Annotated in this window: 19 protein-coding genes and 4 tRNA genes; 18 read left to right on the forward strand and 5 right to left on the reverse strand. The window is 42.1% G+C overall.

Translation table 11 applies throughout. The annotated features are described in order from the left end of the window. Positions 1-2505, reverse strand: a complete 2505-nt coding sequence (locus PE36_RS23760) for a hypothetical protein (RefSeq protein ID WP_052298090.1) — start codon at positions 2503-2505, stop codon at positions 1-3. Between the two features lie 258 nt (positions 2506-2763). On the opposite strand from PE36_RS23760, the gene PE36_RS14195 reads away from it, so the two are divergent. The 7 genes from PE36_RS14195 to PE36_RS14225 all read left to right on the forward strand — a co-directional run bounded on the left by PE36_RS14195 (position 2764) and on the right by PE36_RS14225 (position 11649). Then, positions 2764-4713: a DNA topoisomerase III gene (locus PE36_RS14195; RefSeq protein WP_006032728.1), complete on the forward strand. Its 1950-nt coding sequence runs from the start codon at positions 2764-2766 to the stop codon at positions 4711-4713. A gap of 147 nt (positions 4714-4860) precedes the next feature. Continuing rightward, entirely contained in the window at positions 4861-5883 is a 1023-nt protein-coding gene (gene msrP, locus PE36_RS14200; protein ID WP_043994548.1) for a protein-methionine-sulfoxide reductase catalytic subunit MsrP, read from the forward strand. Positions 5884-5885: 2 nt separating this feature from the next. Next, positions 5886-6464 (forward strand): protein-methionine-sulfoxide reductase heme-binding subunit MsrQ, encoded by a 579-nt coding sequence (gene msrQ, locus PE36_RS14205; RefSeq protein ID WP_006032730.1) that lies wholly within the window; start codon positions 5886-5888, stop codon positions 6462-6464. Between the two features lie 565 nt (positions 6465-7029). Next, on the forward strand, positions 7030-7197 hold the full coding sequence (locus tag PE36_RS14210; protein WP_006032731.1) for a periplasmic nitrate reductase, NapE protein: 168 nt from the start codon (positions 7030-7032) through the stop codon (positions 7195-7197). A 36-nt stretch (positions 7198-7233) separates the two neighbouring features. Further along, a complete protein-coding gene (gene torC / locus PE36_RS14215) occupies positions 7234-8427 on the forward strand; it encodes a pentaheme c-type cytochrome TorC (RefSeq protein ID WP_006032732.1) in 1194 nt (397 codons plus the stop codon). A gap of 13 nt (positions 8428-8440) precedes the next feature. Then, positions 8441-10954, forward strand: coding sequence for a trimethylamine-N-oxide reductase TorA (gene torA / locus PE36_RS14220; RefSeq protein WP_006032733.1), 2514 nt, complete (start codon positions 8441-8443; stop codon positions 10952-10954). A 158-nt stretch (positions 10955-11112) separates the two neighbouring features. Beyond that, positions 11113-11649, forward strand: coding sequence for a YaeQ family protein (locus PE36_RS14225; RefSeq protein ID WP_006032735.1), 537 nt, complete (start codon positions 11113-11115; stop codon positions 11647-11649). A 165-nt stretch (positions 11650-11814) separates the two neighbouring features. Here PE36_RS14225 and PE36_RS14230 read toward each other — a convergent pair whose 3' ends face one another. Further along, positions 11815-13197 carry a DEAD/DEAH box helicase gene (locus tag PE36_RS14230; protein WP_006032736.1) on the reverse strand — a complete coding sequence of 461 codons (1383 nt, stop codon included), beginning with the start codon at positions 13195-13197 and terminating at the stop codon, positions 11815-11817. A 268-nt stretch (positions 13198-13465) separates the two neighbouring features. On the opposite strand from PE36_RS14230, the gene PE36_RS14235 reads away from it, so the two are divergent. Further along, positions 13466-15088 (forward strand): hybrid sensor histidine kinase/response regulator, encoded by a 1623-nt coding sequence (locus PE36_RS14235; protein ID WP_006032737.1) that lies wholly within the window; start codon positions 13466-13468, stop codon positions 15086-15088. 35 nt (positions 15089-15123) lie between these two features. Here PE36_RS14235 and PE36_RS24595 read toward each other — a convergent pair whose 3' ends face one another. Further along, the gene (locus PE36_RS24595; protein ID WP_174216931.1) at positions 15124-15270 is read right to left on the reverse strand and encodes a hypothetical protein; all 147 of its coding nucleotides are present in this window, start codon (positions 15268-15270) and stop codon (positions 15124-15126) included. 209 nt (positions 15271-15479) lie between these two features. On the opposite strand from PE36_RS24595, the gene PE36_RS14240 reads away from it, so the two are divergent. The 3 genes from PE36_RS14240 (at position 15480) to glpX (ending at position 19265) form a co-directional block, all read left to right on the forward strand. After that, positions 15480-16124 carry a lysoplasmalogenase gene (locus tag PE36_RS14240; protein WP_006032739.1) on the forward strand — a complete coding sequence of 215 codons (645 nt, stop codon included), beginning with the start codon at positions 15480-15482 and terminating at the stop codon, positions 16122-16124. Between the two features lie 59 nt (positions 16125-16183). Continuing rightward, positions 16184-18100: an MOSC N-terminal beta barrel domain-containing protein gene (locus PE36_RS14245; protein WP_006032740.1), complete on the forward strand. Its 1917-nt coding sequence runs from the start codon at positions 16184-16186 to the stop codon at positions 18098-18100. A gap of 148 nt (positions 18101-18248) precedes the next feature. Next, positions 18249-19265: a class II fructose-bisphosphatase gene (glpX, locus tag PE36_RS14250; RefSeq protein WP_006032741.1), complete on the forward strand. Its 1017-nt coding sequence runs from the start codon at positions 18249-18251 to the stop codon at positions 19263-19265. 101 nt (positions 19266-19366) lie between these two features. Here glpX and PE36_RS14255 read toward each other — a convergent pair whose 3' ends face one another. Together PE36_RS14255 and PE36_RS14260 are read right to left on the reverse strand one after the other, a co-directional pair. Then, complete coding sequence (locus PE36_RS14255; RefSeq protein ID WP_006032742.1) at positions 19367-20425, reverse strand: 3-deoxy-7-phosphoheptulonate synthase; 1059 nt, start codon at positions 20423-20425, stop codon at positions 19367-19369. A 66-nt stretch (positions 20426-20491) separates the two neighbouring features. Then, positions 20492-20932 carry a GNAT family N-acetyltransferase gene (locus PE36_RS14260; RefSeq protein ID WP_006032743.1) on the reverse strand — a complete coding sequence of 147 codons (441 nt, stop codon included), beginning with the start codon at positions 20930-20932 and terminating at the stop codon, positions 20492-20494. A gap of 64 nt (positions 20933-20996) precedes the next feature. Here PE36_RS14260 and murB point away from each other — a divergent pair, with 64 nt between their 5' ends. The 7 genes from murB to secE form a co-directional block, all read left to right on the forward strand. Next, positions 20997-22046, forward strand: coding sequence for a UDP-N-acetylmuramate dehydrogenase (murB, locus tag PE36_RS14265; protein ID WP_006032744.1), 1050 nt, complete (start codon positions 20997-20999; stop codon positions 22044-22046). A 1-nt stretch (position 22047) separates the two neighbouring features. Then, a complete protein-coding gene (birA, locus tag PE36_RS14270; protein WP_006032745.1) occupies positions 22048-23007 on the forward strand; it encodes a bifunctional biotin--[acetyl-CoA-carboxylase] ligase/biotin operon repressor BirA in 960 nt (319 codons plus the stop codon). 149 nt (positions 23008-23156) lie between these two features. After that, positions 23157-23232, forward strand: a tRNA-Thr gene (locus PE36_RS14275). 28 nt (positions 23233-23260) lie between these two features. Beyond that, positions 23261-23345: transfer RNA gene (locus PE36_RS14280), tRNA-Tyr, on the forward strand. A gap of 19 nt (positions 23346-23364) precedes the next feature. Next, positions 23365-23439, forward strand: a tRNA-Gly gene (locus tag PE36_RS14285). Positions 23440-23444: 5 nt separating this feature from the next. After that, positions 23445-23520: transfer RNA gene (locus PE36_RS14290), tRNA-Thr, on the forward strand. A gap of 330 nt (positions 23521-23850) precedes the next feature. Further along, the coding region (gene secE / locus PE36_RS14295) for a preprotein translocase subunit SecE (protein WP_006032747.1) at positions 23851-24213 on the forward strand (363 nt) is incomplete at its 3' end.

The raw sequence follows: 24213 nt of genomic DNA on the forward strand, positions 1-24213 counted from the left end.
TTACTCATTAGCTTGATCAACAATAAAAGTCCGGCCGAGACTATCGATATCGGTCGTGATGAGATGTTGTCCACCGTAAAAATCACCGCCGGCAATCCCTGTTATTCTGCCTTTGATGGCATCATCGGCGATTAAGGAGACGGTATTATTATTACGATCCCAAGTGCCTCGCAGGTTTGCTTTTTGTGCGGCTAACTTTTCTTCGACCATAACACCTATGCTGTAATAATCCATATTTATGATCGGTAAGTTGAGTAACTGATTAAAGTAATCTGTTACTGCATATAACCAATCATATTGCAGACTATTTCCGTTACCATAATCGTGTAGATTCGTCGCATGGAAGTAATGGGGCCAAGGGCGGAAGGTCAGCATATGTCTGAAGGTTGTTTGTGCTTCTGCCGCTAAGATCTCGCTGTAGCTGCGAGGTTGACAAATCGCACCCGAAATTGTGCAGGGGTTATCACCCGCCTCAATGTGGCGTTCATAGAAGATATAATTATATTCGTCTGTTAACTCCTCTGGTGTAGTGACGTTATAAAATAAAGAGGTTGGATAACGCGGCAGTAGTAAAATATCTGTCTCTGGGACATAAGAAGGTATATCTTGATTTGGACGGGAGATATCTGATGCCATATAACGAATACCGAGGTCCATCATACTCTCAAATAATGCCGGATTACGCCCTTCAGGGTAATCAACAGATATCGATGATGCTTGGTTGGACCCCTCTGAATCCTCTAAGCCGGAATGATTACCTGTCACCAGCGTTTGAATCTCGGCGGTGAATTCCGGAAAGCCTAACCGTTGCCATACGCCGATATTGTCATTAATTTCTTGAAACGCAATATCATAAGTTGCTCCTGAACTTTTATACATATCACGGTGTGTAAAGGTATGGTTTAAAAATCGAAATTCGTCTCTATTGGTCACTATCGCATCTGTGAGTGGCTCACTCGCGGCGAAGCTGATTTTTAAGTTAGGATGTTTGCGTTCTTTATTGGCCTCGCTGTTAAATACTTTAATGAGGGTGCCACTGTCAGCCATAATAAGTAAGTCAAATGTAGGTAAATTCGTGGTTCTCCAGTGATTAATTAAGCTGGTAATATTAAGTTTAATTCGATTTCTGTTAACGGTATAAGCAATACAATAATTGGGATCGAAAGAGCCGCCTGATGATAACCAAGCATTCACTGTATTTCTTGCATTCCATGTTGCTTCATTGGTCCATGTTTCTGTCATTAGGCAGATACTACCGGTACTTTCTTCGGTACCACCTGCTACTTTCTTGGTGGTTAATTTTAGGGTTGCTGTTGCGGCATTATTGCTGATCTCATCCGGTAATTCGAATTGTAATAGCCCACGTTCTCGCATCGAGGACGATGTACCGACATTGATTTTATTACCGTCAGTTTGATTACTATCTTGGTCTACCGAGTTAATCGACAGTGCTGTTGTTGAAATAAGGCTGACAGGGCTTGGTGAGGCTTGGGCTGCTCCGACACCATTGAAGGCGAGGTCGAGCTTGAAGCTATTGACGTTGGTGTATTGATCCGTAAACTGACTATTTGCACTGACAATATTGTCGATATCGTGGGCACTATTACGGTAACGTTTCTCGCCTGTTGTGGTATTTGTTTCTGGATCCCATAATTCGTCATGGATGAAAACATCATCTATGTGGGCGGCAAGATAAATATACCTCGAACCAATAAATACCCCCTGTGTGGCAAAGTTTAAAAATTCGTAGTTTAATACTTGTGAATAAAGCAAATACCAGGCATTGGCGATACTTGAATACAATACTTCACGGCCGTCAGCATATACCAGTTTCGATACCATGATCTTACCTGATGTTTTATCGGTGAGTAGCGGGGTGACAACGGGACCATCTGGGTCAAAGTTTGGATGTGTCGTTATGGTGTAATCGGTAATTGGGAGATTGTGGGTCTGATTGACGTATTCAAATATGTCATTGTTATTGGTGAGTTGCCAAACCCCGGTAAAGGAGAAACCAGCTGCCATAGAGCTCATATCCATACCATAATCTAAATCATAAGTGACGCGGAAATATTCTCCCGACATCGGGTAGCCTGATAATACTGATTCACGTACCTGATAGTCGCGTTCGTAAGCGTGTAATATTTTCCATTCGGCTAATGTAAATGCAGAGCCATTGACACTGCCAGTGCCCCAATTATATAACGAGCTATCGGTTAAAATAATACCGTTGTAGTTACCTTGGCTATTTGTCACTAACAAATCGGTTGTTAGCGTTGTCTGTGTTGCATCAAGGACATCGTAGGGCACGCCCATTTCATCGAGCATATCATCGATTAAATCAAGTCCCTGATCTTGCTCGGCAGATCCAGTGGTAATGACCAGTAGTTTCAATTGTACAATTGGCGTGGCGCTGGCACTGGCCGCGAACAGATATAATAAGAACATAATTGATAACAAGCTAATCTTGCTTGGTATAGTGGTTCGCACCTTACTTAGTAGCATGATGTTACTCCGTTCAATGTTTAAAAATAGGTGACTGTAAGCAGGCGTTATTAAGAGTTGTGCATTACGCTTTAAATAACATTTTTAAGTGTAGACATGAAAATTAAGCGTGTAAAACGCCGTTTAGTGGCTTTACCATCTAAACTTGTAGGGTTTAGTGTCTGCATATTTTCTCTATTAGCTAGCGTCCCCATAGACTTAGATAGCAAAATTCGCTACATTAACTGTTTATTCATACAGTCCGTAATTACTCACATTATGAAACTTTATATTGCCGAAAAACCCAGCCTTGGCCGTGCTATTGCCGACGTATTACCTAAACCACACAAGAAACAACAAGGTTATATTGAAGTTGGTAACGGTGATGTGGTGTCTTGGTGTATTGGCCATTTGCTTGAACAAGCAGAACCCGATGCCTATGATGACGCGTTTAAAAAATGGCGTTTAGAGCACCTGCCTATCGTGCCTGAAACCTGGCAACTGAAGAAAAAACCCAATACCAGTAAACAACTGACCGTATTAAGAGGATTGGTAAAAAAAGCCACCAGTCTTGTGCATGCTGGAGATCCAGATCGTGAAGGGCAATTGCTGGTGGATGAGGTGATTGAATTTCTGAAAACCCCGGCGAAAAAGAAAAATACCACTCAACGATTATTGATCAGCGATCTTAACCCCGCGGCAGTAACAAAAGCGCTGAATAATCTGCAACCTAACAGTGACTTTATTCCTTTATCGGTGTCGGCATTGGCGCGCTCACGTGCCGATTGGTTATATGGCATGAACATGACCCGCGCTTATACTTTGCAAGGTCAAAAAGTGGGTTACCAAGGGGTATTATCAGTAGGGCGCGTACAAACCCCGATTTTGGGTTTAGTGGTGAGACGTGATATCGAGATCGCTAATTTTGTCAGTAAACCTTTTTATGAAGTGTTGGTGCATTTACAAACCCAGCAGCAAGAGATGTTCACCGCTAAGTGGAAACCGAGTGAAGCTTGTCGTCCGTATATGGATGAAGATGGTCGGGTACTGGTCAAAAAACTGGCTGAGAATGTAGTCAGTCGCGTCCAGGGTAAAATGGGCGAAGTGACTAAGTTGGAAAAGAAAAATAAACAACAAGCCGCGCCACTGCCATATAATTTATCCTCTCTGCAAATTGATGGTGCTAAACGTTTTGGTATGAGTGCACAGCAAGTATTAGATACCTGCCAAGCCTTATATGAACGCCATAAACTCATTACTTATCCGCGTTCTGACAGTCGTTATTTACCCAAGGAACATTACAATCATCGTGGTGGGGTGATTAACGCAATAGCCAAAACCAGTGCATCATTGCAGCAAGCGGCCTTAAATGCCGATCAAAGTTTACGTAGCAAAGCCTGGAATGACAGTAAAATTGAGGCCCATCATGCCATTATCCCTACTGAAAAAAGTAGCCACGTCGAGCGTCTTAACAGCAGTGAAAAAAATATTTATGAATTAGTCGCAAGGCAATATCTGTGTCAGTTTTACCCGCCTTATGAATACGCAGACACGGTCGCAGAAATAACTATCGCTGGTGGTTTATTTATCGCCAAAGCCAAAATGACTTTAAAGCAAGGCTGGAAAATATTATTTCCGAAATCAGCTGCCAGTAATGCTAAGCAAACTGAAGCCGAAAAAGAATTAGCCGCGCAATTACCGACCATTAAAAAAGATGAGCAGGTATTGTGTCAACGTGCTGAATGTGTTGAAAAACAAACTCAACCCCCGAAACATTTTAGTGATGCTACTTTACTTGCGGCGATGACCGGGATCTCCCGTTATGTCAAAGACAGTGAGATCCGTAAGATCTTAAAAGACACCGATGGGCTCGGCACCGAAGCCACGCGTGCAGGCATTATTGAATTGTTATTTAGACGTAACTTCCTGGTACGTAATAACAAACTGATTTTATCCACGGACGCGGGCAAAGGCTTGATTAATGCGTTGCCAGAATCAGCAACTTTGCCGGATATGACGGCGCAGTGGGAATCGGTTCTTGATGGCATCAGTAAAAAAGAAGCGAGTTATCAGCATTTCATGGGCGGCTTATTACAACAGTTATCAGGCATGATTGAGCAGGCTAAAGCAACGCTACCGGATGGTTTACGTGGTCTTTCAAGCTGTAAACCAGCTGGTGGTCGGTTTAAGAAAAAACCAGCCAAAAAACGGACTTATAAAAAGTCATAATCGAAAACTGAGAACTCATACTGTGTTTATATAAGGTTGTGTTGCATTTAGATCAAATTGTGCCGAGTTTGTGATAATTCTGTGATGAACAATTTTCTTAAATAGGCCATGATTACTATATGGAAAGTTAACCAAGCAGGTAACGGAATGATTATTAAGTGTAAAAACAAATCTCAAGCGAGTGAAAATGATGTTGTTGCGGAACCGGTCTATCAGCAACGTCGACAATTCCTCAAGCAATTAGGTTTAGCCGGTGTGGGTTTAGCTGCGGCAAGTCCAGTGCAAGCCAGCATCTTTGATATTTTTTCTGGTGATAAGAACAAAACCAGCAAGAACGCCTTTGTGCAATCACCACTGACACTCGCGAGCAGTAAAGATTACGCTAATGGTGAGATTTGGACACCAGAGAGAAAAGTACTCTCACATAATAATTTTTATGAGTTCGGTACGTCGAAAACCGATCCACAAAAAAATGCTCAGAACTTTAAGGTTGAACCGTGGACGCTCACCATCACTGGCGCGGTAGAAAAAGAAATTACCTTAGGCTACGACGACTTATTTAAAGTCGCGGATCTGGAAGAGCGTATTTACCGGATGCGTTGTGTGGAAGCATGGTCGATGGTGATCCCGTGGACAGGCTTCTCGCTAGCTGAAATTATTAAAAAAGCCAAACCCACCTCGAAAGCCAAATATGTCGCTTTTGAAACCTTATACGATCCGAAACAAATGCCGGGTCAAGCGTCTTCTTATCTCGGTGGCAGTCTGGATTGGCCCTATGTCGAAGGTCTGCGTATGGATGAAGCGATGCATCCGTTAACTATGTTGTCTGTGGGTACGTTTGGTAAAACCCTAGCGCCGCAAAATGGCGCGCCTATCCGCTTGGTTGTGCCGTGGAAGTATGGTTTTAAAGGCATCAAATCAATCGTTAAAATTCACTTGTTAGAAAAAGAGCCACCAACGACGTGGAATCGTCTTGCTGCTCGTGAATATGGATTTTATGCCAATGTTAATCCTGCAGTCGATCACCCGCGTTGGAGTCAAGCATCTGAACGTCGCATCGGTAGTGGCAGTATTTTCAGTTCTAAACGAATAAAAACATTACCCTTCAATGGTTACGCTGAAGACGTGGCGGGTTTATATCAAGGTATGGATCTGAAGAGGTACATTTAATTATGCCAATGCTAACCTATAAACGGTTGCCTTACTTTAAGGCCTATATTCATGTACTGGCCATTATGCCGTTAGTATATTTAGGGTTAGCCATTGATGCTGATGCATTGGGTGGCGACCCTGTGCAAGCGGTGATCCACTTTTTAGGTAAAGGCGCGTTAAATTTATTACTTGCCACCTTGGTTATTTCACCTTTAGCAAAGCGTTATAAAGAAGGCTTGTTAATTTCGACGCGCCGTGTTGTTGGCTTATATTGTTTCTTTTATGCAAGTTTACATTTAGTGGCGTTTGCTTGGCTCGATTTGGGCTGGGATATTGGTTTACTACTCGAAGAATTAGTAAAAAGACCGTATATTTGGCTCGGCATGATCGCGTTTATAATTTTACTGTTATTAGCGTTAACCTCGCCAATGTGGGTGCGTCGTAAAATGAAACGAAATTGGCAGAAATTACACAACTTCATTTATCTCGCCGCTATTTTAACCCCTGTTCATTACTATCTTTCAGTCAAATCCGGCTGGATAGAACCTATCATATACGCCCTATTAGTGGTGTTCTTGCTGTCACAAAGAAGAAAATAGTGATGAAAATTACGCGATGATACTTGCCTAATCCACAGTGATTAATCTTCCTTACCTAGATGACAGCACTCTAAACTCTATAATTTACTTAGTCAAAAACAAAAAGCACAGGCTTCTTCTCAGAAAAACAATATTACCATCCAACTCATAGATATTTGGGCGTTTTGCAACTAATGTAGTTATATCAGTACTCTTTTTTCGCATGAGAACATTATTAATTTTATGCGTCATGCTCTCTTCACATCCCAAACAACAGATTTTTATTACTCTATGCGAAAAGGAAGTGGTGATTAATTATCATGAGATGAGATCGCCTGTGTTCATTTGACGCAACTTGTTACAACTTGACGCAAATTGTAACAAGTCAGTATAAGTTGTCATAACATGACGCAATTTAATGTCTATTTGACGTAATTTAAAGCAATTTTATATCGTTTTATGAATCATTTGTGAAATTAAGTTTTCTTTGATCTGTTACATCTTTTTCTTCTTGACCTTACTTTACACTGTTCTAAACGCTATAATTACCCCTTATTTGTAGATCATCATTGTTGCAGGAATTAAAATGAAACAACAAACAAGCAGTACAGGTGCAGAAAAAAAAGGTGAGTGGAAGTTATTTCTCTTCTTAACCGTATTTTTATTTCCAATCCTAGCCACCGTTAGTGTATTTGGTTATGGCTTTATTATGTGGATGAGTAACATTCTTTTTGGCCTGCCTGGTCATTCATAAATTTAACCAATTACATTCTATTCAGGTAACACTCAAATGAAAAAATTATTTTCCATGATCGCGCGCTCTTGGCGTGTGTTTAACAAACCGAGCAAGCATATCTCTTTAGGTATTATTACTTGTGGTGCTTTCCTTGCTGGTATCATTTTCTGGGGTGGTTTCAATACTGCGTTAGAAGCAACAAATACCGAAGCATTTTGTATTTCTTGCCACAGTATGAAAGAAAATAACTATCAAGAAATTCAAAGTACCATTCACTGGTCTAACCGTAGTGGTGTACGTGCAACGTGTCCTGATTGTCACGTTCCACACAAATGGTCTGACAAAATGGCAGCTAAAGCCCGTGCCAGTAAAGATGTATTTGGTTGGTTGTTAGGTACTGTTAATACGAAAGAAAAATTCGAATCTAAGCGTTTACATTTAGCGCAAAACGAATGGGCTCGATTCAAGGCCAATGGGTCACTCGAATGTCGTAACTGTCATGACTATAAGAGCATGGATTTCACTAAAATGTCTGAACGTGCGCAAGTACAAATGCGTAAAGCGGCAGAGCGTGATCAATCTTGCCTTGATTGTCATAAAGGTATTGCCCATCAGCTTCCAGAAATGGATACGTCTGCAATCAGTGAACTGGGTAAAATGGCGAGAAACCTAGAAGGTCACTCATTTGAAATTGGTAAAGAGTACTACTCGCTGGTACAAACACCACTTTACAAAGACGACAAAGAACCTGAATACCTAGGTGTGTTAACGCCTGCGACTAAGTTTAAAGTGATTTCTGAATCAGGGAAACGTCTGGAAATTGAATTAGTGACTTGGCACAAAGCCAAAGGTTACGGTCGCGTACTGTATTTTGATTTTGCTAAAAATATTGTGCAAGCAACATTATCAAAAGAAGCATCACAAGATGAATCTCTATTCATTCGTGGTGATAAGAAAGAAGATGATTTAACTGGCCTACCGTGGGAGCAAGTAACGTTCACATTATGGGTTGATAAGAAAGGTTATGAAGAAAACCTACAAAACATTTGGGATTATGCGAAAGACGCTTACCAAACAACTTGTAGTGTTTGTCATACCCAACCAGCAGAAGCTCATTTCGATGCAAATACGTGGGTTGGTATGTTTGCCGGCATGCAAGGTTTTGTAAACTTAGATGGCGATACACATGACGTTATCTTGAAGTACTTACAAAATCATTCATCTGATTACAGCAAAGATGCTCACTAATTCAAAGAGAACTATGACTATGTTTAATAAAGACAAAAAGTCTAATAATGAAAATGTATCGGTCAGTCGTCGCGCTTTTTTAAAGGGCGTGATGGCGACATCTGCAGTCGCGGTTATTGGTCCTAGCTTATTAGTACCAAAAATGGCTAACGCCACGACAATGGCTGAGCGTGCTGAATGGAAATTAACGGGGTCGCACTGGGGTGCGTTCCGTGCCAAGATCCATGGCGGTAAAGTGACAGAAATTAAAGCCTTTGAATTAGATAAACACCCAACTGATATGCTCAAAGGCATTGAAGGTATTATCTATAGCCCATCACGCGTACGTTACCCCATGGTACGTTTAGATTGGTATCTAAAGCGTGAGAAGAGTGATACCTCACAGCGTGGTGATAATCGTTTCATCCGGGTTACTTGGGATCAAGCATTAGACATGTTCTATGAAGAGTTAGAGCGTGTACAAAATACCTATGGTCCATCAGGTCTGCATACTGGTGCTAACGGTTGGCGTGCAACGGGTCAACTACACAGCTGTGGTAGCCACATGGCACGTGCCATCGCCATGCACGGTAGCTCAGTAAAAGACGTGGGTGATTACTCAACCGGTGCTGGTCAAACTATTCTACCTTACGTACTTGGTTCGACAGAAGTATATGCTCCCGGCACATCATGGCCGTTGATCTTAGATAACAGTAAAACCATTATCTTATGGGCAACGGATCCAGTGAAAAACCTACAAGTAGGTTGGAACTGTGAAACCCATGATGCCATGCAGTACATGGATGAGCTAAAAGACAAAGTTGCACAAAACAAAATTCGAGTGATCAGTGTTGATCCCGTGAAGAACAAAACGCAAAACTTCTTAGGCAATGAACACCGTTACATCAACCCACACACCGATGTACCCTTCATGCTTGCTGTCGCCCATACGATGGTAAAAGAAGATCTGCATGATCAGAAATTCATTGATACTTATGCACTTGGTTTCGATAAGTTCTTGCAGTACGTGCAAGGTGAGACGGAAGACAAAGTAGAGAAAACCCCGGAATGGGCAAGTGCAATTTGTGGTGTGCCAGCGGATTACATCCGTGACTTTGCTCGTTTGATCACCAATGGTCGTACCCAATTATTATTTGGTTGGTCAATTCAACGTCAGCAACACGGTGAACAACCTTATTGGATGGGCGCGGTATTAGCGACAATGATCGGTCAAATCGGTCTGCCTGGTGGCGGTATCAGTTATGGTCATCACTATAGCTCGATTGGTGTGCCTAGCTCAGGTGCCGTTGGCGCGGGTGCATTCCCACGTAACCCTGATTCAAGCAAGCCAATTCGTCACGAAAGTAAAGATTTTAGAGGTGCAAGCAGTACCTTGCCGGTCGCGCGTTTTGTTGATGCCTTGCTAAACCCGGGTAAAGTGATCGATGCCAATGGTTCGAAAATTACTTTCCCTGATATTCGCATGATGGTATTCACGGGTTGTAACCCTTGGCACCGTCATCAAGATCGTAACAAGATGAAAGCCGCATTCCAGAAACTGGAAACGGTGATCGCGATTGATTACAACTGGACAGCAACGTGTCGTTTCTCTGATATCGTGTTACCGGCTTGTACGCAGTACGAACGTAACGATCTCGATATCTATGGCTCATACCGCGCCAAAGGTTTGTTGGGTATGAAGAAACTCGTCGACCCACTATTCCAATCTAAAACCGACTTTGAGATCTTTACTGAATTAACGAAACGTTGGGGCAAGAGTAAAGACTATACCCAAGGTAAGAGTGAGGTGCAGTGGTTAGAGCAGCTTTATAACGAGTCTAAAGATGCCAATGCGGGTAAATGGGATATGCCTGACTTCCACGAATTCTGGAAAGAAGGTTACTTCCACTTTGGTGACGGTGAAAACTGGACGCGTCACGCCGACTTCCGTGAAGATCCTGAAGTTAATGCGCTGGGTACGCCATCTGGTTTCATTGAAATTTACAGCCGTAAGATCGCCCGATTTGGTTATGAGCACTGTAAAGGTCACCCGATGTGGTTCGAGAAAGACGAACGTTCACATGGTGGTCCATTGTCGGATAAATTCCCGGTGTGGATGCAATCTTGTCACCCAGACAAACGCCTGCATTCACAAATGTGTGAATCAGAAGCGTTCCGTGCCACATACACAGTGCAAGGTCGTGAGCCCGTTTACATGAACTCGGCTGATGCCAAGAAACGTGGCATTAAAGATGGTGATATCGTGCGCGTATTTAACGACCGTGGTCAGTTACTCGCGGGTGCGGTCATTGATGATAACTACCCGGTGGATGTGATCCGTATTGAAGAGGGTGCTTGGTATAGCCCTGAAGATGAAAGCATCGGTTCACTGTGTACTTACGGCGATCCAAACAATTTAACCATGGATGTGGGTACTTCTGAACTGGCACAAGCAACCTCGGCCAATACTTGTCAGGTAGAGTTTGAGAAATTCAAAGGTAAAGCACCGGCGGTTAATGCATTCGGTGGTCCAATCGAAATCGTTTAATACTGTGGTAAAACATTAATTAACATGGTTTGAGTAAGCCTAATAGTCGGCAGGTTGTGTAAGCAGCAGCGATTATTAGGCTTTTTTTTTGGCTTACGCTTTCTTGCTCTAAAGACTGGTGTATCATGCCTGTCATATTCCCTTTATTAGTGACTTCCATGGCATTAACAGCAACAATTTTAAAAGCAAAAGTATCAATCGTTGATCTTGATAATCATGTTTACCTTAATGATATTCCCTTGACGCTGGCTCAGCATCCATCTGAGACGGATAACCGTCTGATGTTACGTCTACTTGCTTGGATGCTGAATGTTGATGCTGAAGCGCGTTTAAGCTTTACTAAGGGCTTAGGTGAAGACGAAGAACCGGATATCTGGTTTAAATCTGATATTGGTGTGATTGAGCATTGGATTGATTTAGGTCAGCCATCAGAAAAACGGCTGAAAAAAGCCAGCAATCAAGCACAGAAAGCGACGATTTATACCTATGGCGATCGCAGTGCAGCAATATGGTTTAAGAAGCTAAAATACAGCGCAGATAACTTATCCATTCAATTTATTAATGATGAAACTGCAGAGCAAATGGCACAGCTATATAGCCGTAATATGGAATTACAATTGATGATCCAAGACGGTGATATTCAAGTGCTATCTGGCGACATGAGTATTGCTATCAAACCTGAAGTTTGGTGTTAATTTAGCTTGAGTCAATGAGTAGCGGCGGTATATGGATCACTATCGTTACTCATGATTACTGTTGATTGAGTTAATCAGTTTCATAACAAGTCTTATAAAACGGAATAAACAAAAAGAGACAACCAGTATAAATAAAAAAACCTGCTCGGGAGCAGGTTTTTAGGATTAATCTTCTTCGTGACCATCGTCGATGATTTCAGCTCTTGGCTTTCTCTTCATCGGTGCGAAACCACCATCCACGGCACTTGCCATTGAATCGCGCATCCCTTGTTTCTTATCTTGTTTCGGTGCTGTATTCTGCTTTTGTTTCGGTGCGTTTTTATCACCTTTACGCGCCAGTTTAGCCGGACGACCTTTATTACTTACTGGTAAACGTTTCTTCGCTGGTTTTGGTTTAAAGCCTTTAAATTTAGCTTCAAAACCTTCTAACATAGTGCAAGGCAGTTTAACTTTCAAGTAGCTTTGGATCTTCCCAAATGAAGTCCAATCTTTTGGACTTACGAGTGAGATTGCAATACCTGTTGCGCCTGCACGACCAGTACGACCAGTACGGTGGATAAAGTCTTCAGGGTTAATCGGTAAATCAAAGTTGATAACATGGCTTAATGTACGAATATCAAGACCACGCGCAGCAACGTCTGTTGCTACTAATACTCCAACACGTCCACGACGGAAATCTTCTAACGTACGCTTACGTTGATTTTGTAACATGTCACCGTGAATTGAAGTGGCATCGATATCGTTATCCATTAATAGTTTTGCCAGACGTTCTGTATCTAACTTTGTTGCGGTGAAGATAAGCAGTTGGCGATAGTCCTCACTTTTAACCAGATGAACTAGCTGTTCTTCTTTGTGCGTCAGGTTGTCAGAGAAAAATAGACGTTGCTCAATTTTCTCGTGTTGATCGTTCGAGCGGTTAATCTCGATACGTTCTGGTGCACGTAATACTTGGTTACAAATATTAGCGACATCAACGTGCTCGAGTGTTGCCGAGAACAACATCGTTTGACGTTTTACGTTTGGCGCGCTGTTTGAAATAGCAGATACGTCATCACGGAAACCCATGTCTAACATACGGTCAGCTTCATCCAGCACTAAGAATTCTAAGTGCTCCAGTGAAATTGATTTTTCACGGATATGATCAAGCAGACGGCCTGGTGTCGCAATTAATACTTCTGGGTTTTTACGCAGTAATTTTTCTTGGTGCTGAAATGATTCACGACCAATAATCAATTGGATTTGATAATCTAGGCTCATGCCTAAATGTTTCATGTTTGCATGTACTTGGATCGCAAGCTCACGCGTTGGCGCTAAGATCACTGCACGTACTGCGCGGTGTTCGAAACGACGTTGCTTTAACATACGTTGTAATATTGGCAGACCATAAGCAATGGTTTTACCACTACCCGTTTGCGATGTAGCCATGATGTCACAGCCACCTAAAATAAGTGGGATAGCTGCTTCCTGCACCTCTGTTGCTTGTTCAAATCCTAAATGCTCGATTGAACTGATTAAACGTGGATCGATACCGAAATCTTGAAAGCGCAAAGAAGCTACCTCTTAAAATAGAATAAAAATAATTGCTAGAAATTATTTAGGGGCGAGAACTATATAGGAGCACAGCTCAAATTCCAAGCCTATTTTCTAGTCACTAGTTCTATTGTACAGTATAAACGGAACATGCTCGCAGAAATAAATGATTATCCCTTTTAAAAGCGCATTGCAGATTTGCTATTCGTGAAAAAATAGGCGTTATTGCAGCAATTTTGACAATATTGGCTAAATTTATTAAATAGGGAATAGAAGGATATATGCTATGCGGGCAAACAAGGTTGATTCAGGTAAAGTCATTTTACAATCTTCGTTATTTAACAAAATACGAACACTACTGCTCGTTATGCTAGCAGCGGTTATTGCCGGCATATTTATTACTATTGAAGTGCTGAGTCAACAAGTCGCGCCGCTACACGCCGAGTTATTGACTACGCTTAAAGTCAATATACTGCTTGTGGTATTACCGCTATTACTTGCCGCACTGGTTATCACCAAGATCGTACTACAAAAATTAGTTTCTCATCCGTTGGCGGTTCTGCAACAAAAATGCCAAGCTGTAACGACGAATAATGACCGTCATTATGAACCATTTAGTTCGCCTTATATTGAGTTAGATGGGGTGGTGGATTTATTAAATTCGCAGCTGCAAACCATGACTGAACCTAAGGTAAATAAATTGCTTTTAGCTAAGTCTAAACAGCAGTTTGTGGAGAGTTTAACGAATGACATTCGTACTCCCATGAATAGTATTTTGGGCACTGCAGAGTTATTGTGTGAAATGTCGCAAGGCATGAAGTCGATGGAATATTTGAAATTAATGAAACACTCTGCCAATCACATGCAGATGGTGCTTAACGATGTTGCTGATTATTCTAAAATAGAGTCAGGTAATTTAGAGTTAGGAAAAGTACGTTTTGACTTGCTAGCCATACTTGATCAAGTTTATACCTCGCTTCGTCCATTAATCAGTCATAACTTACGCGTACGCTTTAGCTTGAATTATAACGAAAATTTGCATCGTTTCTATATTGGTGATCCTGTTCGTCTTCAGCAAGTATTAGTAAATTTAGTTGCCAATGCGTTGAAATTTACTGATCGAGGATTTGTTGAGCTTAAAGTTGATTGTACAAATGTTGATGGCACGAATGAGCTGGATGAAATGGCGGAACTGGTATTTACTATCAGTGATACTGGCATTGGCATACCGGTGACTAAACTGGCGGATTTATTTGATAGCAAGCAACAGGCTTATCATCATAAATCAAATAATTTGCCAAGCGGGGGGCTAAGCTTACCTACTTGTTCACGTCTCATTAATCTGATGCAAGGGTGTTTACAAGTCGATAGCACATTAGGGGACGGCGCACAGTTTAAAATAAATTTAAGATTACCTCGAGCTTATCAATTACGAACCCAGCATATTGTCGGCAGCAATGATCTCGCCGTCGATAAATTAGCGGGTTTAAAAGTATTACTGATAGAGGATAATAAGATTAATCAGATTGTGTCTCAGCAAATGATGATGCAACTACACATGCAGGTATTTACCGCAAATACAGGTTTAGAAGCACTCGAACTTATTCCGAAGTATAAGTTTGATATTATTTATATGCAGATACCGGGGACGGATGGAATTGCGACCTCGAAAGTGCTGCGCTCTGGTAGCAGTGATAATAATAACACCCCTATCATTGCACTGGCTGAAGATACTGTTAAGTTTGATTTAGTGAAGTGCAAACATGTAGATATGCAAGGCTGTATTAATAAACCGATATCCAAACAAGCCTTAATTGACGAGACTGTACGTGTACTCGGTTTTGAAATGCCACTCTCCGATGTAGTATTACCGATCAATAAAAAAATTAAAACCGGTTCAGAAGAATAGAGTTATCCATGTATTTTCAGCGACTGACAGCTTACTTATGCCACCATCATGCTTTTCAGGGCTAGCTGATCCGTAATATCAAGATCCAGTTCTTCACAAGCTTCTTCAAATGTTTTACCTAAATGGCAAATATACATTTCAATCGCGATAAGATGATTGTGTAATGCTTGTTGCTGTTCCATGATGATAATCTCCATAAATGTTTATGCGAAGTTTTATGAGTGAATAAATTAGACTAGTTCGCTAATTTCTGTCTACCATTTCAGTAATATTACAGGTTGTTATGTTTATAAGTGTTAACCCGCGCACATATATCGCACTTTAATACTTGTGTATCATGATGGGAATGACTCAGAATCGAGTATTTATTCGATACAATGGAAGAGTCTAAATGGAACTTACAACGACGTTAATGATCAGCACTGTAATTATTTCTGTGTGTGCATTACTGCATCTGCATGGTGCTTACCAAGACCGAAAATGGTTATTCTATGTATTCAAGCCCGTCACGACGCTTGCCATTACCGCGCTGTGTTGGTATCTAGCGCCTGAACTTAATGATTATGTCTGGCTGATCTTACTGGGTTTATTGCTCTCAACCATGGGCGATATCTTTCTTATGCTACCCAAAGACAGATTCATCCCCGGATTATTGAGTTTTTTAGTGGCCCACATTGCGTATATTATTGCTTTCTCGATGAACCTTGAGCTGAGTTATTCTTGGGCGCTTATCTTGCCCTTAACCCTCATAGGAATGGTGTATTTAACCATACTATGGCCATCGTTAGCGGCAATGAAAGCGCCTGTTTTTGTGTACATGAGTATCATCGTGATCATGGCTTGGATCAGTGGCGAACGTTACTTTAGCTTGGATAGTACCGCCAGTTTTTATGCTTTTATTGGTGCGCTAGTATTCTTGTGTTCAGATGCGACCCTGGCATTCGATAGATTTAAAAAACAGTTCCATAGTGCTTATGGCGTTATTATTGTAAGCTATTATCTTGCTCAGTATTTTATTGCGCTCTCAGTTATATGACCAGTTATATGAACAGTTATCTGAAGGTGTTAACGTCGTTACAGTAAGGGAATTAATTCGTGGCTAAAATAAATTTATCAGCACTTGCTATATATCCATTAAAATCGGCAAAAGCAATTAACTTAACGCATTCTCAAGTCAGTGAAATGGGCTTAGAGCATGATCGCCGCTTTATTATTAGTGACATGCAAGGACAATTTATTACTGGTCGAACTGAACCTAAAATATCGACCATCAAGATTGAAGTTTCTGCACAAGGTATTATGCTTTCTGCGCCACACATGCCTCCGATTGCTTTTATCTTTAAAGAGCTGCAACAAGATTATACAGATGTCACTGTTTGGGGGACTGCTATTCAAGGGCAACGCTGCAGTGATGACATGAATCGATGGTTAACTAAGTTTTTGGGTGTTGACTGCCAGTTACTTTATTTTGGCGAAAAATCGTCTCGGCAAGTTGCTAATGTTGATAAACAAGTCGGTTTTGCTGATGGTTACCCGCTGTTATTAATTTCGCAAGCCTCCCTCGATGAACTGAACCGCAGCACCTCACGACCAATAGATATGCGTCAATTTCGGACTAATTTGGTCGTAACGGGTTGTGAGCCTTTTGCTGAAGATACTTGGAAGCGGATCAAAATTGGTGATGCTGAATTTGAATTAGTCAAAGCTTGTGAGCGCTGTATCTTTACGACCTTGAGTCCTGGTCAAACCCGTTTTGCTGACGATAAAGAACCGCTTAAAACATTAAATTTATTCCGCAAAGATAACGATGGTCGGATTGATTTCGGCCAAAATTTAATTAGTCATAATACGGCAGAGATTAAGCTTGGCGACAGTATCGAAGTTTTGGAGTATCACCAGCCTAAGTTTTATGCCGACAATCGTCCGAAACAGAAATCCGTGGTGTCAGCACCGAAAGCGATAGTGAAGCACCCTGCGGTGGAACAAGCTAAAACCTTATGGGGTAAAGGTGAAACCCGACAGCTATGTTGTGTCGCGGTTATTGATGAAACGCCAGATACTAAAACCTTTCGCTTTCGTGTCGAACCCGCCGCGCTATTAAATTATAAACCCGGTCAATTTATTACCCTTAATTTAAAAATTGGTCAGGATCTGGTGATGCGCAACTATACCTTGTCATCTTCACCAAGCAGACCGGACCTATTAGCTATCACGGTAAAACGCGTACCTGAAGGTAAAGCATCAAATTGGTTGAATGATAATTTAACGGTTGGCAGTCGATTAGGTGCGTCATCACCACGTGGCGCTTTCCATGCGTTTACTGCCACAACGCAAAAGTTATTACTGCTGTCGGCCGGGAGTGGCATCACCCCGATGTTATCGATGGCGCGTTATTATGCGGATACGGAATGTGATAAAGACATCGTGTTCTTCTACAGTGCTAAAACCTCCGCGGATTTGATTGCCCTTGATGAGTTACAGTTACTGACTCGTCAACATACCAATATGCGCTTGATACTGACTCTGACGGCTGAAAGTACCCACAGCGATTGGAGTGGTTTAAGAGGACGTATTGATCAGCAAATGTTGGCCGATGTGGTGCGTGATATAAGTGAGCGCTCTGCGTATGTCTGTGGCCCAGAAGCCTTTATGACGACAATGGCGACTGCACTCACTGCATTGAATGTGCCTGCTGACCAGCAGTTCCAAGAAAGTTTTGGCGATCATAAACATTCTGATACCCCGGGTAAACCCGTGAATATCTTATTGGATAGTTGGGATACCAGTTTTGTTGGTGATAACAAAACCACGTTATTAGAACAAGCCGAAAAAAATGGCGTCAACATTCCCTATAACTGCCGTGCTGGTTACTGTGGCGTTTGCCGGGTGACGTTAGAGTCGGGTGAAGTGCGCGTGCTTGCCGACCATGCATTGACGGATGATGGTAAAAAGGCGAAGAAGATATTAGCGTGTAGCTGCATTCCACAAACGGATGTGGTGATTAGCGCATAATGATGATGCTGTTGTATTGGGAGTGCCAAATTTTAAATTATGGTTTTAGATAATAGTTTTAATATTAGCTTTAAATATGAGTACTCTCAAATTGTAATTAAGTAGGTGGTACTTTAACATGTACCTACTTATATATAGGAGTTAAGAGATGAATCGTACACTTGCCATTGAATTTTCGCGTGTTGTTGAAGCCGCTGCTCTTGCTGGTTATAAATGGTTAGGCCGCGGTGATAAGAATATTGCTGATGGTGCTGCTGTTGAAGCCATGCGTTTGATGCTAAATAAAATAGACATTGATGGTGAAATTGTTATTGGTGAAGGCGAAATCGATGAAGCACCGATGCTGTATATCGGCGAGAAAGTCGGTACCAAAATAGCCGGTGCTGACGCAGTTGATATTGCCGTTGATCCGATTGAAGGCACGCGAATGACGGCAATGGGTCAATCCAATGCTGTGGCCGTATTAGCTGTCGGTGAACAAGGCGCATTTCTAAAAGCACCTGACATGTATATGGAAAAATTAGTCGTTGGCCCTGGCGCTAAAGACGCCATTGATTTAAGTTTATCGCTGGAAGACAATATTCGTAATGTTGCGAAAGCATTGAATAAAGATATTCGTGAGTTAACCGTTGTTACGTTAGCCAAACCTCGTCACGATGATAAAATTAAAGCCATGCAAGCCATGGGCGTACGGGTATTTGCATTAGCTGATGGTGATGTTGCCGCGTCTATCTTGTGCTGTATGCCAGACAGTGACGTCGATATGATGTATTGCATCGGTGGTGCGCCTGAAGGGGTAATTTCAGCCGCAGCTATTCGGGCGATGGGCGGTAACATGCAGGCGCGATTATTAGCACGCCATGATGTCAAAGGAGATACTCCTGAAAACCGCGCGGCAGGTGAAATTGAAATTTCGCGTTGTCAGGCGCTAGGTTTGGTTGTGGGTGAGATCTTACCATTGGATAGATTAGCGAAAACCGATAATGTGATTTTTGCCGCAACAGGTATCACGAAAGGCGATCTGGTTGAAGGTGTGCAACGTAAAGGTAATATTGCCACGACGGAAACTTTGGTTATTAGTGGTAAGTCGGGCACCATTCGTCGTATTCAATCAACGCATATGCTTAACCGCAAAAGTGCAGATTTACAAAGCATCATTTTATAAAATTAGAAGCGTGATTGATTAGACAATAAAAAGCCGCGTGATGAACGCGGCTTTTTAGCATTTTCTATAGGTAATACTGATTCTATACTATAGTTCTGAGCTTATACGATGGCGATCCGATCACTTGATGCTTGGGCAAGGTCTGCCAGTAACTTTTCAGTATCTTGCCAATGGAGGCAAGCATCGGTAATGCTCTTACCATAAACAAGCGGTTTGCCAGCAACAACGGCTTGGTTGCCTTCTTCGATAAAACTTTCAGCCATAATACCTGAAATTTGCATACTACCGGTACGCATCTGCGCCATCACATCTTCAGCAACAAGTAGCTGATTGGTGTGGAGCTTTTGGCTATTACCGTGACTAAAATCAACTACGACAGACGGTGTTAAACCTGCATCAATTAATGCTTTGGTCGCCACGTCGATGTGTGATTTGTCATAGTTAGGCTCTTTACCACCACGTAAGATCACATGACCAAATGGATTACCGTGGGTTTGGTATACCGTCATGAAACCATCTTTATCGGGTGAGTAGAAGATGTGTGGTACTTGTGCTGCACGTACTGCATCAATGGCAATTTTGGTATTACCATCAGTACCGTTTTTGAAACCCACAGGACAAGATAACGCGGATGCCATTTCACGGTGCACTTGGCTTTCGGTGGTTCTCGCGCCAATGGCACCCCAACTGATTAAGTCTGCAATGTATTGACCGTTGACCATGTCTAAAAATTCGGTAGCGATTGGTAAGCCTATTTCACTGATATCAACTAACAGTTTACGAGCTAAACGTAAGCCTTTATTCGCTTGGTATTTACCGTTTAAATCAGGGTCGCTGATCAAACCCTTCCAGCCCACAATGGTACGTGGTTTTTCAAAGTACACACGCATTGCAATCACTAAGCTGTCTTTATACTGCGCTTGCAATGGTTTTAGACGGCGAGCGTAATCTAAAGCGGCGCTAGTATCATGAATTGAGCAAGGGCCAATGATAACCAGCAGGCGTTTATCTTTGCCTGCAATAATCGCTTCGATTTCACGACGACTGTTGATGATCTGCTGTGCGGCATTATCAGATAATGGAAACTCTTTAACCAGTTGACTTGGAGTGATCACCTGGTCGATATAGGTAGTTCTAAGTTCGTCTGTTTTAATTGTCATGATGTCTATTAGTCTAATTATGGGCTGTGATCAGCTTAACGTAATTTCATATTATTATAAAGATAATCAGATGTCAGCTTGATTAGAATCATCAAAGCCTAATAACAGCAGTGTTTTTCCTTGTTTTTGATATGCTAAAAAACGCTGTTGGATATCGTTTGGCGCTTGCACTGTGGGATAAAAATCATGCTGACGATAAAAGTGTTCAAGATGAGGCAGGGCAAAAGTAAAGGTCTTATTATTCTCAAAGTGCGGGCGCATATCGCGTAATAATTGATGACCGAGTTGTTGACCACGGTAGTCGGGCGATACCAACATCCCTGTTAATAAAGATAACTCACCGATAGGGCGCAGTCTCGCGCAGGCGATAATGGTATTGCCCTCTTTTCTATTATCTTTTAAAACGGCAATATGCTCGGCTTTATTGGGTCTTGAATAGGGTAGGTATTGCTTATAGAAGGGCTTAACTAGCGGGTTCTCTATTTTCTTTAACCATTGAAACTGCATCTCGTGACCTTTTATTATTCGGTTTTGCCTACAGATACGTTACTATCTGCAGGGATTATGCCTTATGAGTGTTAATTATTTCATGCAAATACTAAAAAATCACAATTTAAAACCCTATACCAGTTTTGGAGTTGATGCTTATGCCTCACAGTTCGTCACCGTGACGACGTTAAGTGAGCTTAAGTTAGCGCTGCAGCTTCCCGCGCCCCAGCGGTTAATTCTGGGTGGCGGCAGTAATTTGTTATTTTGTGATGACTTTGATGGACTCGTTATTCGTATTTGCTTAACGGGTATTACAGTGAATGAAGCGGCTGAGGATGCGGTGTACTTACACGTGGCGGCCGGTGAAAATTGGCATGAATTTGTGCAATGGACATTGGCTCAAGGTTATGATGGATTAGAAAATCTAGCGTTGATCCCCGGTGTCGTCGGTGCCGCGCCAGTACAAAATATTGGTGCTTATGGCGTTGAATTGAAGGATGTCTGCGATTATGTTGATGTACTAGATACGGACACCTTAATGGTACGTCGTTATACACCAGCGGAATGTCGATTTGGCTATCGTGACAGTATTTTTAAAGGTGAACTTAAAGACAGCGCAGTGATCACCGCGGTCGGAATTAAATTGCACAAACCTTGGATTGCCAAAATAAATTATGGCCCGTTAGCGAGTTTAGGGGATAAAACCTCGGCATTAGCGATCTTTAAACAGGTTTGCCTGACTCGCCAACAAAAACTACCCGACCCCAATAAACTGGGTAATGCGGGTAGTTTCTTTAAGAACCCGATCATCAATAAAACACAATTTAACGCAATTGCCGCCCTGCATCCCAATATCCCGCATTATCCAGCAGGTGGTGATATAAAATTAGCCGCGGGTTGGTTGATTGACCAATGTGCACTAAAAGGTTATCAACAAGGTGGCGCGCAAGTACATACCGAGCAAGCGCTGGTTATTGTCAATACCGGAACTGCGACCGCGGGTGATATTGTCACGTTAGCGAAACACATCCAAACAACAGTGCAGGCACGCTTTGGTGTTGAATTACAGCATGAGGTTAGATTCATGGGACGTGACGGAGAGACTAACTTAGCGGAGGTGTGCTGTGGTTAATATGACCGCTTCACGGCAGCAACTTATTCGCTTACTTGCTGATGGTGAGTTTCATTCGGGTGAAGCGTTAGGTGTCACGCTCGGTGTAAGCCGCATGGCAGTGAGTAAGCAGATCAAGGTACTAGAAACGATAGGCCTAGATGTATTTAAGGTAACAGGTAAAGGCTATAAACTTTCTGCGCCGCTGCAATTACTCGATGCTGAGCAGATTGCAGCTGGTAGTGGTGTGACTGTCGAGAGCCATCAAGTGCTAGGTTCGACCAATCAGCATTTATTAGATAAAGCCGCGTTATTGCAAAAAGGCCATAGTTGCTTTGCCGAATATCAGACTGCCGGGCGCGGACGCCGTGGTAAAAAATGGGTGTCGCCTTATGGCTCTCACCTTTATACCAGTACTTACTGGAGTTTAGATGCCGGGATCCAAGCTGCCTCCGGTTTAAGTTTAGTCATCGGCATTGCTGTTGCGCGCACGCTCACCGACCTGGGAATTGCTAATACCCAATTGAAATGGCCGAACGATGTGTATGTGGATGGTCAAAAGATTGCTGGCGTACTGGTGGAAATCATTGCTACTGCGGGAGGGGAATGCCATTTAGTCATCGGGTTGGGACTTAACGTTAATATGCCATTGCAAGCAGGGCTAGAGATAGACCAAGCTTGGACCGATATAAATCAGCAATTACCGCACGCGATTGATCGTAATGCCTTAGCCTCGCGTTATTTAACTCACTTAATCAAAGTTTTGACTGATTTCGAGTCATTTGGTTTTGGACACTTTGTTGAAGAGTGGAATTGTTGTGATGCGTTTAGAGACAGCCCTGTAGTATTGACCATCGGTAATAACAAAAAATACGGTATCGCGAAAGGGATCGATCACAGTGGCGCATTATTGTTAGAAATTGATGGCGTTATTAGCCCATTCGTTGGTGGTGAAGTATCATTGCGACGTGCTGAAATATAACCAAAATGGATTTTATTCATATTTTCGAGTCGAAGCTTAGTCGAAGTGGCTAATAATTCGCCATGTAAATAAAAAAAAACTGGTTTTCATCGATTAAGGTTGCAAGAGGTAGGGGGTTACTCTAGTATCTCTCCTCGTTAAGTGACGCCGCCGACTTAGCTCAGTAGGTAGAGCAACTGACTTGTAATCAGTAGGTCGCCAGTTCGACTCCGGCAGTCGGCACCATTTAACTTGTTATCGAAGTACAATATGTGGAGGGGTTCCCGAGTGGCCAAAGGGATCAGACTGTAAATCTGACGGCTCAGCCTTCGAAGGTTCGAATCCTTCTCCCTCCACCACTTTGTACTCAGGACGCATGCGGGCGTCGTATAATGGCTATTACTCCAGCCTTCCAAGCTGATAATGCGGGTTCGATTCCCGCCGCCCGCTCCAAATTCGCTGATATGGCTCAGTCGGTAGAGCGCATCCTTGGTAAGGATGAGGTCCCCAGTTCGATTCTGGGTATCAGCACCATTTTTTCAGGTTAATTTTTTTCTTCTTCTGTTTATTCTTCATATCAAATGACTACGCCTTAAAAATAACCACACGTTAAAAAAATCAAAAACAAATTTAATCATAATCTATTTAAGCTATTTGTAATTCAAATATTATTCATAATTATTTACGAATGACTTGCATGAAAAATGAAAGCCCCTATAATTAGGTGCTCCGTTTGTAGGGGTAGCTCAAATTGGTAGAAAGGCGGTCTCCAAACTGATGTTTGTGAGTTCGATTATCTTCCTCCTGCCACTGCCATCACCGTGTAACAGCGGATTTTTTTGTCTTAAGGTACAGGTTAGTAGTATGACTTCAAATACTGAAAACCAAGGAAAAGCACTAGAAACCGTAAAATGGGTACTAGTTGCGATAATTCTAATTGGCACAGTTATTGGTAACAATATTTTTAGTGAAGAATCAGTGTTAATCCGCGCAGTTGCTGTAATTATTGCCGCTGTTATTGCTGGTGGCATTGCATTGCAGACAAGTAAAGGGCGCAATGCGCTTGAATTTGCATCTGAATCAAGAACAGAAGTACGTAAAGTAGTTTGGCCTACGCGCCAAGAGGCGATCCAAACTACACTTATCGTATTAGTTGTTACCGCTATTATGGCGTTAGTGCTATGGGGATTAGATGGTATTCTAGTTCGTGTAGTTGCATTTATCACA

Origin of the sequence: Moritella sp. PE36, from assembly GCF_000170855.1 — a bacterium.
In the GTDB taxonomy this organism is placed as follows: Bacteria; Pseudomonadota; Gammaproteobacteria; order Enterobacterales; family Moritellaceae; genus Moritella.